Below are 14170 nucleotides of genomic sequence, written 5' to 3'. Positions count from 1 at the left end.
AATTATTGCTTCAAGATTTTTTTCGAATAAGAACCTTTGTTATCGGTAACTTTTACAATGTAAACCCCTTTTGGTAATCGAGAAATTTCTACTTCTGTTTGATTTCCTTTTGCAAAATTCACATTCTTCTTTAAAACCGGTTCTCCAGTGATATTGAAAACCTGCACTTCGGCATCTCCCTCATGATTAGTATCAATTTTTAAAGCATCATCCGCTTCATTTACAAAAATGGTCATATCGTTTGAACTTGTATTTTCAACTACAGCCGTTTGTGCAGCCAAAGCACTTTTTGCTGCTGAAGATTCTACTTGCACCAATTGCCATTGCTGATTTAAACCTCCTGTATAAGCCCAAACCTGAATATTGGCGCCATTTGCTGTAGAGACATTTTCAACGTCAAGCGATTTACCGCTGTTTACGTTTATAATTTTATAATAACCAGTGCCTAAACTTGTTACTGTCCATTTAAATTCGTTTGAAGATGAAAAAGTTTTCTGCTGTACTTTCAATCCATCCGCAGTTCCATTATTCTCAACCGCCAAATACATTCCTGTCGATTTTACAATAATGTAATAATTACCGCTTCCGTCAGAGACAAATTTCCATCTTTGATTACTTCCTCCTCCATTTGTAATGTCATACTGCTGAATTCTGCTTCCGCTTGTCGTAGCATTATCTGCAACATCCAAACCTTTATTACTGTTTCTTGAAATAATATTGTAATATCCAGGAAATCCTGTTGAACCAGCCGTTACAGTAATTGCGCTTGTTGCTGTTTTACCACCATCAACAGTAGTCACAGTAATTGTTGCATTTCCTGCAGCGATTGCAGAAACCAATCCGTTTGAATTTACAGTAGCAACAGATGTATTGCTAGAACTCCAGTTTACAGCTGTATTGGTGGCATTGCTAGGAGAAACTGTCGCTGTTAATTGCTGGGACTGACCCGCTGTAAGTGTTGCAGAAGTTGGACTTAGACTAACTCCCGTAACCGCAACTGGATTTGATGTTCCCCAAGTAAAAGTAACCGCAGAAGATGCTGGAACTGCATAATTAAATGCTGACGATCCTGAAACTACTTTTATCGTATTTGATGATCCGCCTGAGTTATAAATTACAAGTGCAGTTGAACTATCAGGATTTTTAAATGCAACTGAAGAAATACTTCCGCTTGTGCTTGAAGAACCAATTCGCACTGCGCCCGGTTTCACATATTTAGAAATCTGGCCAATAATATAATACGCTACATTTTTAGTATAACTTGTACTATTATTAACTGTAATAGCACCTAAACAAGTGCTGCATCCTCCAGGAGTACGAGGCCCTAAACTTGAATTGTTTGCAGCGTTCCATTCTAGAACTGTTTTAGACCAGTTATTAGTACTTCCAATCACAACGTTTTGCATGTGCCAGCCAAAATCTCCGCTAAAGCTTCCGCCCGAACCCGTGTATTGTTCTGTAAAATAAACATTTTTGTTGGTTTGAGTTTTTACTGTTGACATAGCTGAGATATTACCTAAGTACAAGTGAAATGCTGCTCCGTCAACATAAGAACTATTGTTTAAAACATCAATCGGATAGGCTGTATTATCGCAATTGTGGTCAAAAGCAATAATTTTTATGTTTCCATAGCCCGCTGCAGCCATTTGTGGCCCAAGCTGTTGATTGATAAAATTCTTTTGCTCTGTAGAATTCATCAGCATACTTGGTTCGTTGTTGGGATTTTCAGGTTCGTTTTGTGGTGTAATTGCCCAAATATTAATACCTTGTGCTTTCATAGCATCAAAATATTTTACGAAGTATTTTGCATACGCTGTATAATATTGCGTTTGCAAAGAACCTCCAACCCAAGATCCATTGGTTTTCATCCAACGCGGTGCTGACCAAGGAGTTGCCAAAATTTTAATGTTGGGATTAATCAGTAAGATTTTTTTAATAATTGGAACCAAATAAGTCAAATCAGGTCCGTTCAAACTAAAATTGTTCATGTTTGTGTCTCCTGAAGTTTCGTTATAACTGTAAGAAGAACTGCTTAAATCTGAAGCGCCAATACTAATGCGAACTACATTTGCATTTAAGCCTGTTGTCGGATTGTATAAATCATTCAATAATTGGTTTTGCTGAGTGGCAGCCATTCCAGAAATAACTTCACAGCTTCCTTCGGTAAGAGTATAACCAAATCCGTCCATAGTTTGGTAAGTTGTTCCTGCAGTTACTGTTACAGTAGAAGGATTAGTTCCAGAATTGGTTCCGAAACTTACTGTTGCCTGCTGCTGTAATAATTTAGTTTGATCTCCTGTAGTCATAAAAGGAGTTACTGTCTGAGCATTTAAGCTGTTCATGAATAAAAGCGATCCGCAACATAATAGTTTTAACGCTTTACTTACCCGATTTGTAGGTGTTTGAGTAGTTTTGTGCATTCTTTTGTAGTTTTGGTTTGATAATTAGTTTTTCATTATTTATTCAGTTTTATTTTACTAAAACAACACAATATTATGAGTATTTTTACAACATTCTCATTATTTTAACTTTACAAATACACATCAAATTAAAAAAACAGATATAACAAAAACCAATCTAATTGTTTTTCAAAATACTGAAAAACAATAATTTAAAAAACAAAAAATCATAAAAAACTTACCTGTTAAAATCGAAATAACTCATCATAAAATAAAAAATCTATACAAATCCTTACAAAATGTGATTTTATCTAGCAATTAAAGGGCATATGACAATTATCAGGAACGTAAAAGAAAGATATATTGTATTTTTGCGGTTTACTTAAAATACAATAAAATGACAGCTTTAAAAGATATATCGACAATAGAAGACATTCAGCAAATGGTTAACAGCTTTTATGCAAATGTTAGAAAGGACGATTTAATCGGGCCGATATTTAATGATAAATTACAAGACCGCTGGGAACCACATTTACAAAAAATGTACAATTTCTGGCAGACTATTCTATTTGATGTTCGCGCTTATTCTGGAACACCTTTTCCTCCACATAAACAATTACCAGTAGACAAAACCCATTTTGATCGCTGGATTGCCATTTTCAATTCGACAATCGATTCGCAATTTGCTGGTCCAATAACCGAAGAAGCCAAAATGCGTGCCACCAATATGGCTTTTATGTTCAGCCATAAAATTGAGTATTTTAGAAATGCAGAAAATGAAATGAGAAATGCAATAAAAAAATCTTAAAAAATTTCTTTCAAATAAAAAGCAGAACTTTATATTTGATAAAATGAATTAAACCCAAATCTATATTCTTTTATTTATGAAAAAAGTAATTTTCTTTATTACAATCTGTTTCTCATTTTTAAATCAATTATCGGCACAATCACAAACGTCAGCTTCTAATTTATATAAAGGAACCGTTGACGGAAAAACACCAATAACAGTTTACATTAAAACAGAAGAAAATCCTTGTACAGCCGATTTAATGTATACTTCTATGTATCGTCAGAATAAATCAAAAAACTGGATTCAGCTTAATGTTACTCAAAACAGAAAAAAAGAAAATGAATTTGTGTTAGTTGAACAAGGATTTAGTGGTGTTTTGATTTTACAAAAATTAGGAAATTCTTTTACTGGTTTATGGATTAGCCCTGATGCTAAAAAACAATTAAAAGTGGATCTTAAAGAAGCTTCGATGACTAAAAAAGAGCTTGAAAACTTCGAGAAAACAATGGAAAAAGTGAATTATGAAAATAATGATTGCTAGTAAATCATTTTATTTCCACTTTTTCAAAATCTACAAAAATGCAATAAAAATCAATTTCGAATAAAAATTTTGTGATGGATGATAAAAAAACGAGCCGTAAATTCGTAATTTTACATTTTAATCTACAACGTTTTCGAAATGAATCCAAACATTGAAACCAATCCGTTATTAGAGCGATTGCCTAAACATTTACAGCAATTTATTAAACCTCAAGATTATAGCGATTATTCTCCTATCAATCAGGCGGTTTGGCGATATGTTATGCGTAAAAATGTAGATTATCTTTCTAAAGTAGCGCATCATTCTTATCTGGAAGGCTTACGCAAAACAGGAATCGAAATTGATTCTATTCCGAGCATGTACGGCATGAACCGAATTCTAAGTGAAATTGGTTGGGCAGCGGTTGCCGTTGACGGATTTATTCCGCCAAATGCTTTTATGGAATTTCAGGCTTACAATGTTCTAGTTATTGCGTCTGATATTAGACAATTGGAACATATTGAATATACTCCTGCTCCAGACATTATTCACGAAGGTGCTGGCCACGCTCCTATTATTGCAAATCCTGAATATGCGGAATATTTGAGACGTTTTGGTGAAATTGGATGCAAAGCGATTTCCTCACACAAGGATTATCAAATGTATGAAGCAATTCGTCTGCTTTCTATTTTAAAAGAAGCCGAAGATACGCCTCAAGAAAAAATCGACGAAGCTGAAAAAGCGGTTGCCGATTTGCAAAATGATATGGGAGAATTGTCTGAAATGGCTCAAATAAGAAACCTGCATTGGTGGACTGTTGAATACGGCTTGATCGGAACGGTTGAAAACCCGAAAATATATGGCGCTGGATTGCTTTCTTCAATTGGAGAAAGTGCCCACTGTATGACCGATGATGTAAAGAAAATACCTTATGATATTTCGGCTGCAAATCAGAATTTTGATATTACGCAGTTACAGCCTCAATTATATGTGACTCCAAATTTTTCTTATTTAAGTTTAGTTCTAGAAGAATTTGCCAATAAAATGGCTTTACGAACTGGAGGCCTTTCTGGAATTCAAAAACTGATTCAATCGAATGCTTTAGGAACTATTGAATTAAGTACAGGTTTACAGATTTCGGGAGTTTTTACAAATGTTATTGAAGAAGAAGGAAAACCAGTTTATATTCAGACCACTGGAAAAACGGCTCTTTCCTACCGCGAAAAAGAATTAGTGGGTCATGGAACTTTAACACATCCACATGGTTTTGGAAGTCCGATTGGGAAACTGAAAGGTTTTAATCTAGCGATTGAAGATATGAGTCCGAAGGATTTACAGGCTTACAGTATTGTAGAAAATGAGACCGTAAAACTAGAATTTGAAGGCAATATTATTGTGCAAGGTGAAATTATCACAGGTTCTAGAAATCTTCACGGAGAAATCATTTTAATCAGTTTTAGAAATTGCACCGTTACGCATGGAGAAACCGTTTTATTTCAGCCTGAGTGGGGTAACTATGATATGGCAATTGGCAAAAAGGTGATTTCGGCATTTTCAGGTCCTGCCGATGTAAATAGTTTTGACTTAATCAATATTGTTCCTTCAACGAAAACGATCAAAGCAAAACATACTGATGAACGTGATGAATTGGAGCATTTGTATGCTTCTGTTCGTGAAATCAGAACGAATAAATCTTCTAAAAACGAATTAAAATCTGTTTTTGAAAAGCTAAAAAATAACCATTCAAACGACTGGTTATTGTCTGTTGAAATTGCTGAGCTTTTGAAGGATTCAGACGAGAAACAGCTTCTACAGGAAGTTTTGGTTTATTTGGATCAATTGAAAGAAAGACGTCCTGAAATTGCACATTTAATTTCTGGCGGATTGGATTTGATTTTTGACAGTTCTTTGCCTAATTTGCCACAAAGGCACTAAGACACGAAGTTTTTTTAATCTCGCAAAGATGCCGATTTTGTAAAAATATTAAAAAAGGCTTTAGCCAAATCCTATATTTTGGCTAAAGCCCTTTGCTTAGGTCTTTATTTTTCCTCCAGCTAAAGCAGGAGGCAATTCAAAAAATCATTTTAATCCTTTAATCTGTGACAAAAATTCTTTGCTACTCTACGTCTTTGCGAGATTCTTTTTTACAACTTTGAATTCAAATCCTTAGTCAGCTCCGTTTCAGATTCAATAGTTTTTCCGTTGTATTGCAGTTTCCAACCCATTGAATTGGTCATGATTAAAATCTTAGATAATTCGCTTATCAACCGATTTTGAGCATTGGTTTTTAGGGTCGAATTTTCGATTTTCTTAGCCAAATTTGCTTTTACCGATTTATTGATTTTATTGTAATCGTCTCCCGTAAACGGATTCAGTTTGCTTTGCTCAACATCATAAAACTGTATGTCTGGATTTATGGTGATTTCTTCTTTCGGAATATTTAAAATCGTAATGGTTTTGTTTTTTTCATCAATATCATATTTCATTTGATGCAGATCATAAGCAACCGTTACGTTTGCATTGACCACAATGAGTGCTTTTTTCTCAAAAGAAATCATGTCCATTAAATACTTCTGCTGATTTTTATAAGTGATGACTTCTGAGAAATGCCCTTCGGTAACAACCAATTTTCCAACGTTAAGAATCTGCTGCTGAATTAAATTGGTATTGTACTGAATATCTGAATCGTCTTCTTTTTTGAACTGGCAATATTTAAATCCAAGAACAATTATTAAAACGATAACTCCGACACCTATAATTCTTTTGATCAAGTTTTGCATTCCTCTAAAATATTTTAGACCAATTTACTCCTTTTTTTCTTTTTTTTCGCCACGAATTCACGAATTTTCGCTAATCCCTTTGGGTTAAAAATATGGAAGTATTTCACAAATCAAATTCGAAAAATTCGGCCTAGCTAACCAACAAATTAAAAATAATTCGTGAATTCGTGGCTAATCGATCCCTGCAAATAAATTTAAAATGGATATCCAATAGCAATATTCAAAATCAGATTATCTTTTCTCCAAGAACTGCTTCCTAGGTTAATGTCATCAATCACCCAACGTTGTCCATCTGGTAAAGCAGGATTTCGAAGCGGAATAGCTAAATCGGTTCTTAAAATCAAGAAGGATAAATCGAAACGCAAACCCGCTCCTGCTCCAACAGCTATTTCTTTCATAAAATCTTTTGAAATTTCCGCTCCTGGTTTGTTCGGATCAGCGTGTAACAACCAAATATTACCTGCATCCAAAAAAACCGCGCCTCTTACTATACTGAAAAGCTTAGCACGATATTCAGTATTAAATTCCAGTTTTAAATCGGCTGATTGATCAGGCGTATAATTATCATTTGTCGTTGGTGGAATAACATAACTTCCCGGCCCTAAAGTTCTAGCTCTAAAAGCTCGAATACTATTGGTTCCCCCTACTACAAATTGTTTAGATGCTGGAAGTGTATTCGAATTTCCATAGGCAAATCCCGCTCCAACAATCAATCTGCTGGCTAATTCGCTTTCTTTTCCCAATTTTAAATAATGCCTGAAATCGGATCTGATTTTTACATATTGGCTAAACGGAACATCAAATATGGTTTTAACCTTATTTGGATAATCAGCACCTGTGATCAAGCCAGTTAAATTTCCCGCCAAATCCAATTCACCATTAAAATAGATTGTATTCTTTTTACGTTTCTGCATGGTATTGGTATAGGTGTAATTGTACGTTGGGCCAAAAACCAGCTGTTTTTCAATTACTTTTCCTAAAGCCGCATCTTGCTCTATATCTGCCATATATTCTGGCGTTACATGGTTCGGGCTTACATAGGTCACATCAATTACATTCAATTGATGTTCTTTACGAATGTTTTCTTTCCACATATAACCAAAGGAAGTATTAAAAGAATTCAAAGCATACAGTTGCGTCCTTTTTTGATATTCGTAACGCAAAGTGGCTTTGGTTCTTGGCACATATTCGCTATTTCCTTCAATATGAAAAGGCGTTATGAATCTTGGCCAGGTTAAACTAACTTCTCCTCCCAGTTTATAAATATTCTTTCCTTTGTTTGTTCCTCCCAACTGAAAATCGGCACCACCAAAAACAGAAGCCGTAAACAATTCGGCACCCTTTAGAAAATTACGGTTGTTCCAGTTTAAATTTAATTCTGTACCGGTATAACTCGCAGAATTGGTTTTTCCAATCACTTCCACACGAATAAACTTTTTAGGCAAAAGTGTCAAGAAATAGTATGAATCTAAAGCATTCGGAATAGAATCTGAAGGCTTAAATTCGTTCTTGACAAAACTAAACGTTCCAAGATTTACAAATCGGTTTAAAGTTAAATTATGATCTTTTCGATTGTAAACATCTCCTTTTTTAAAATAAATTGTCCGATCGTAAATTCTTGGTTTAAAAGTTTCTGTCGTGTCAATTATAGTGAGATCTTTGTATTGCGTGATATTCCTTTTTCTATAAACCGCACTATCATTCGTTAGAGAATAATTCGGATACACAAAAATCTTATCAATTTTATAAGCGGTCAAAGCTTTTATAGGCGTATCATCTTTTATAACCAGTCTAATTCGTACTTCGTGATCGCCTTTACTGCTGTCTACTTTTGCCAAAATATAATCTGGATTAAAATAGAAATAGCCTTTTTCTTTTAACCTCGCATCGATTCTTTCTCTTTCTGCTTTTATCACATCCAAATCATATGGTTTTCCAACTTTAAGGAGACTTCTTCTATGACTTTTTGCTATAATTTTTGACATTTTTAAAGAATCATCTGGAAACGTAACGCTTTTTATTATGTATTGTTTTCTAGGCGTAACCGTATATTCGGCCGTCACTCTTTTATTTCGCACAGTCGAATCGGCACTGACACGGGTTTTAAAATAACCTCTGTTTTCTGTAAAATTTCGTAAAACCGACGCATTATAATCTAAATCAACTTGACTGAAAAGTACTGGCGGTTCTCCAACTTTATTGCGTAACCAGTATCTTGTTCCTTTATCTTTTTTAGGTTCGCCGGCAAGATTATAAATCAATAATTTAGGACGAAGCCCAAAGATTTGTTTATTGGGCTTTGGGCGCAATAAACCTTCTAATTCTGTTTCCAACACTTTTCGATCTTTCTTTTTCATGATCGAATCTTTGATGGTTACAGAACCTCCTGTATAAAGCAGATCGCCTTCTGGAAGGTATTTTGTATTACTGCATCCTACAGCAAAAAATACCGAAAGAAGTACGAAACACTTTAAATATATATTGATATAATTACGTTTTTTGCTCATTTCCCTTAATCTCTTTTTCGTCTTCGTTGTCTTGCAGTTTTTGTTTTTCTTTTTCTTCTTTCTTTTTTTGCTTTTCTTTTTCTTTACGGATTTTCTCTTCTCTTATCAATTCTTTTTCTGCTTCTGTACGATGAAATAGTTCTCTAAATTTATTGTAGCTCATTGTAATAACAAATGCAACTCCAGTCTCAATAACCTGCCCTTCAACCGCAACCTGATATTGATTTTTGCGATAAGCTCGAACCATATATCGGCCATCTTTTGTTAATTGATAATCTAGAGCCACATCGCCCGCAATATTGGTGCTATCTTCATTGGCACGTTCTTGTCCTTCAACACCAAAACTGCTTCCAACAGTAATTTTTAATCGATCATCCAACAGTTTTTTAGAAACTTCAACATTTAGATCGGTTCTGTTCTGCATGGTTCCAGTGGTGTAATCTTCTGTAGATTCCAAATCGAAATTGACCTCAAATCCTTCAACAAGATCCCCTGCTAGATTATTCAATTGCTGCGAAAGTATTTTACTCACACTCTGTCTTGCAAAAGATTCTGCACTTACGCCACCACTTTCGCTTGCAAACGGATTTTCGCCCACAAATCTGTTCAATAATAAAAGAGCAAAAACTTGTTTGTTGAGTTCTGCTGGATCTTGCTCTAATTGTTTCAGTTTTGCCCGTGTCATATCTACAACATTTGAAGCAACATTATAATTCCCTTCAGGAAGTACAATTCCAAACGAGATTTCTGGTTTCAGCAATTCTCCATTCATTTTCAATAAAGTCTGAAAAGGGAGCTTTTGCTTATAGGTATTTTGTACCGCTTGAGTTTCTCCTTTTATCTGATTTCCTAACAAATCAATTGGCGCTGTGTTTACTTTATAAATAGCTGTAATATTTAAAGTTGCCATTGTCGGCTCTCCATTCCAAGTGATATAACTTCCTTTCTGAATATCAAATTTTCTTTTGATTCCGTTGAAATTCATTTCGTAAGCACCATCCGAAAATTCATATTTCCCTGTTAAAGTTGTTTTTCCAGACTGATCTATTCCACCGACTAATTCTGCTTCACCTTTTAAGTTCAAGTAATCGCCATTAGATTTGTCAATCAGCAAAGTTAATTCTGCTTCCTTATTGATTGAAATGGCCACATTTACATCCATTCCTTTCAATTCTGACTGATTCAGTTTGTTCTGCATATTAACCGTTTGTTTCAAGTACATATTGTCTTCATCAACAAATTCTACAATTCCTTCTCGATCAGCAATTGAAGGATCTGACTGTGGCATAACAACAGTAAACTTAGTTTCTTTATTGATTTTAAGCGTTCCGTCAACAACTGGACTATCCAAATTTCCTTTAATATTCAGTTTTGTATCTAAGAATAGATCTCCATAGAACAAATCGTTGTCTTTGGCTTTAGAATGAATGGCTCTAAAATCATCAGCTTCAACCAACAAATTGAAATTGTATTTGACAAAATCTGGAGATTGAATGGTTCCATTTACAAACAATTCGTTGTCATTTTCGTCAAAAAGAGAGAATTTATCAAATGAAATGGTTCCATCATTAAAAGTGATTTTTTCGTTTTTGGTTTTAAAGTACGAATTCAATTGTGTCACTCTAAAACCAGCATCATTAAAAATCAATTCTCCATTAACTTTTGGAGCCGAAGTATTTCCTGTCAATTTAAAATTTCCTGATAAAAACCCTTGCCCTTCAGTAATATTCCCCATACTGAAACCTTGAATACTTTTAACATTCAATTTATTAATCACTACATCAAAATCAAAATTTCCATTATCTAACAAATAATCTCCCGTAAGTTTTAAGTCATTTCCTTCGTCACTCAAGGCTACATTTGCAGCAAGCGTATTGGCAGTTTTATTATCTACTTTTATTTCTAAATCACCAACTTTTGAGCCTTTAAAACTAAAATCATCAATTTTTAGATCTGAAGTAAAAGTTGGGTTTGTCATCACATTTTCAACCAACGCATTTCCGTTTATCAGACCTTGCATTAGCAGTTCATCCTTTTTAACCATATTCATAATGGTTTCGATTTTGAAGTTTACAAAATCGACTTGCAACGGCGCATTGTCTTGTGTTCCTTGAGATTGAATTTTTAATTCGTTTCCGTTATTACTCAAATTGAATTTATTGACATAAAGTCGTTTTTCACCAAACTCAATCGCATTTTCTGGATCGACATTCCACTTATCATAATTTAAAATAAAGCTGTCTGCATCGAGTTTTACAATATTTTTAGAATCTTCTGCTTTAAATTCGCCTGCAATAAAATATTGCTGCTTTTGTTTTGCATCTTGAACTTCAAGCGCATAAGTCAGAATATTATTCTGCACATTTCCAGACAGACTTGTAAACGGAATTTTCAAAGAACCGCTTTCGATTGTTGCAACAGAAACTAAATATTCTAGCGCATTTTCTTTGGCTTCTATATTAATTTTTCCGTCAGAAATTGTGTTGCCACCATAAACAATTCTCGGAATCATTCCTTTTACTGTCAAAGAATCTGTCCGATTATTATAATTTCCTTTTATTGTAAAAGGTTCTAATCCAGTTAATTTTGGCAATAATTTAAAAAGTACTGGATCATTATCGACTTTAAGCATAAAAGCCAATCTTTGTTCGTCTGATTCTGCGTTGACTTTTGGATTTTTAAGATCAATATATTTCGACAATGATTTTTGAAGTGAGTTTGCCAAAGTCGTCAATTTGTATTTTCCGGTTACTTCGGCTTTTAAAAACTGTGACGAAATTTTAATCGAATTGCTATCTTTATCTGCAAAAGCCAAAACACGAATCGAATCTAAAACTATTGGTTCTGCATCTTGCAAAATCTGAATATTCGACAAAAACACTTTTCCGTTTAAGAAATCTGGATTGCTGTTGGTTATATCGGCATCAACATTTCCTCGAAGTTTCATCGGACCTGCATGCAAATTGAGTTTGTCTAAATCGGCTATATCTAAATTCAGTTTTAATTTTACAGTTGGATATTTATCTTTTGTATCTCCGCTTGCCGTTAAATCGAAATTCAGATTTGGATCTTTCATTCCCGATTGCACAGCAAAAGAACCGTTTTCGATATTTCCTTTTAAAGCCAAGTCTTTATAAGTGTATCTATTAAAAACCGCCTTCTGCACCAAACCATCAATCGCCGCATTTGCCGTTTTCGGATCTAAACCAGTTCCTTTGACTTTCGCTTTAAGCGTAATTTTTCCGATAGAATCGTTTTTAATTAAACGGCCTAAATCGAAATCCAGAAGATAAACCTGGGCATCGTATTTTTCTCTTTTTTTAATACGCTGATCGAACAAAGCATCAACTTTTGCATTTCCGAAACTGCTATTTAAAGACAGATTGGTTTTGAAATTCTGAACCGATCCTTTAAATTTTCCCTGTAAACTTAGTTGTGAAGGAATTTGAATATTCTTCGGAATTGTTCCCGCTGGCACAAACATATTAATGTCTTTTGCCGTGCTTGAAATCTTTTTAATATTCAAATCATAATATGCTTTTTGGGCATCAGGCAATCCTGCAATTTTTCCCGAAAGAGAAACTTTTGTAGAACCAATTCCGCTCATTTCAAATTTTGAAATATTTAGATCTTTTACTTTTCCGCTAACACGGCTATCCACATACAAAATCGCATTTGGATTACTTTTAAACGGATTTGTATTTTGAAGATCGGGAACAAACAATAAAATATCTTTGAAGCCAATTTTAGATTGTTTCAAATTGGCATCAATAGCCAGATTTCCTAAATCTTTCTGAAGTGACTCTAACGATTTATATTCGGCTTTAACTTTATCTTGAACAAGAGTCTGTGGTGTTTTTAAATACAGATTATCCAGCGAAGCATTTTTGGGTCCGTAAAAGAAATCGGTTTTAAAAGCCTGAATCTGTAACCCACTTTTTTCGTTTACGGTAAGTGTTTTTATATTCCCCGAAATCGTATCATTTCCATAATAGAGTTTCTCAGCTTTAAAATTGAATTTGCTCAAATCTAAATGCGCGTAATCAATTCCTTTTGTTTTTGGTTTTGACTGCATATCATCAAACTTGAAGGCAATATTTTCAATATTAACTTTATTAAGTTTAGCCTTCCAACCCGCTTGTTTTATGGCTGTTGTGTCTAAATTTGGAGTTTCAATCTGCTTGTCTTTTGCTCCTAATCTTAGATTTCCGTTTAGATTTTTTAATTCGAAAGTATCAAAATCCAAAAGCTGTTTATTTAGGTCTATTTCGTTTACTGCTAAGTTTAAATTTCCTAAACGAATGCCTGAATTGAGTTTAGAATCTTTGTTATCGTATAAAATATCAATTTTAGATAAAGTGATTTTTTCTAAAGCCAATTTGAAATCTGGCCTTTTCGAAATCGTATCAACAGTTTTAACCGAAACCTCTGCAATTTTCTCCACGACATCTTGATCTAAAACAACTTTCAAACCGTTCAGATTGATACTCGGAATATTAAAATCCATTTTATCTAGATCGAACTTTTTGAATTTGGTATCAAAATGCGTCAGGTTTACGCGAATGTCGTTCTTGGAAAAATCATCTTTAAAATTGAATTTAACCTGATCAAGATTTACTTTGACAACCGAAATTTTAAAGGGTTTAGCATTTGGATCTTCTACTTCTGGTTCTTTTGATTCGAATGCTTTTAAGATATAATCAAAATTGAAAACGCCATTTTTATCTCTAGAAATATTGGCTTTTACGTTTTCCAATGAAACCGAATTAATTTCGAGTTCACTGCTCACCAATTTAAAAAGATCCACATCGACCTCTAATCGTTTACCTGCCAACAAAGTATCTTTTTTTTGGTCTTCAAAATAAAAACCTTCCAGAACTACATCTTTAGGAAATTTAATTAGAATTTTATCTAGAGAAACTTTGGTTTTGATCTTACCTTCAAGATAAGTAATTGCTTTGTCTTTAACGAAATTCTGAACCGACGGAACCTGAATTAAGATTATTAAAAGCAATAATAACACAATCACAGAAACCACGCACCACATTAGGATACGAAGTGTTTTTTTAAGAAAATAAACAGGTTTCTTATTCATACGTCAATAAAATCGGATTAGATTAAAATTGCTTCTGAAAAAGCAAGGTTGCACATTTTACAAAAATGTAAAATTTAAA

Annotated in this window: 7 protein-coding genes; 3 read left to right on the top strand and 4 right to left on the bottom strand. The window is 34.0% G+C overall.

Translation table 11 applies throughout. The annotated features are described in order from the left end of the window. Positions 1-2: 2 nt before the first annotated feature. Positions 3-2420 carry an RICIN domain-containing protein gene (locus AC5ZCW_RS15375; RefSeq protein ID WP_496120745.1) on the bottom strand — a complete coding sequence of 806 codons (2418 nt, stop codon included), beginning with the start codon at positions 2418-2420 and terminating at the stop codon, positions 3-5. A gap of 376 nt (positions 2421-2796) precedes the next feature. Here AC5ZCW_RS15375 and AC5ZCW_RS15370 point away from each other — a divergent pair, with 376 nt between their 5' ends. The 3 genes from AC5ZCW_RS15370 to AC5ZCW_RS15360 all read left to right on the top strand — a co-directional run bounded on the left by AC5ZCW_RS15370 (position 2797) and on the right by AC5ZCW_RS15360 (position 5644). Further along, the gene (locus AC5ZCW_RS15370; RefSeq protein ID WP_129746285.1) at positions 2797-3207 is read left to right on the top strand and encodes a group III truncated hemoglobin; all 411 of its coding nucleotides are present in this window, start codon (positions 2797-2799) and stop codon (positions 3205-3207) included. Positions 3208-3283: 76 nt separating this feature from the next. Next, the gene (locus AC5ZCW_RS15365) at positions 3284-3730 is read left to right on the top strand and encodes a hypothetical protein (RefSeq protein ID WP_281631357.1); all 447 of its coding nucleotides are present in this window, start codon (positions 3284-3286) and stop codon (positions 3728-3730) included. Positions 3731-3868: 138 nt separating this feature from the next. After that, positions 3869-5644 carry an aromatic amino acid hydroxylase gene (locus AC5ZCW_RS15360; RefSeq protein ID WP_343542780.1) on the top strand — a complete coding sequence of 592 codons (1776 nt, stop codon included), beginning with the start codon at positions 3869-3871 and terminating at the stop codon, positions 5642-5644. A gap of 209 nt (positions 5645-5853) precedes the next feature. Here the strand turns inward: AC5ZCW_RS15360 and AC5ZCW_RS15355 are convergent, their stop codons facing one another. The 3 genes from AC5ZCW_RS15355 to AC5ZCW_RS15345 form a co-directional block, all read right to left on the bottom strand. Beyond that, positions 5854-6489, bottom strand: a complete 636-nt coding sequence (locus AC5ZCW_RS15355; RefSeq protein ID WP_343542781.1) for a DUF4230 domain-containing protein — start codon at positions 6487-6489, stop codon at positions 5854-5856. A 194-nt stretch (positions 6490-6683) separates the two neighbouring features. Next, on the bottom strand, positions 6684-8996 hold the full coding sequence (gene tamL / locus AC5ZCW_RS15350) for a translocation and assembly module lipoprotein TamL (protein ID WP_496120744.1): 2313 nt from the start codon (positions 8994-8996) through the stop codon (positions 6684-6686). Beyond that, positions 8980-14091 (bottom strand): translocation/assembly module TamB domain-containing protein, encoded by a 5112-nt coding sequence (locus AC5ZCW_RS15345; protein ID WP_496120743.1) that lies wholly within the window; start codon positions 14089-14091, stop codon positions 8980-8982. The genes tamL and AC5ZCW_RS15345 overlap by 17 nt, the downstream gene beginning before the upstream one ends. Positions 14092-14170: the final 79 nt, after the last annotated feature.

The sequence above is a fragment of the Flavobacterium sp. PLA-DH12 genome (genome assembly GCF_059511845.1).
This window is presented reverse-complemented; position numbering and strand designations above follow the sequence as displayed.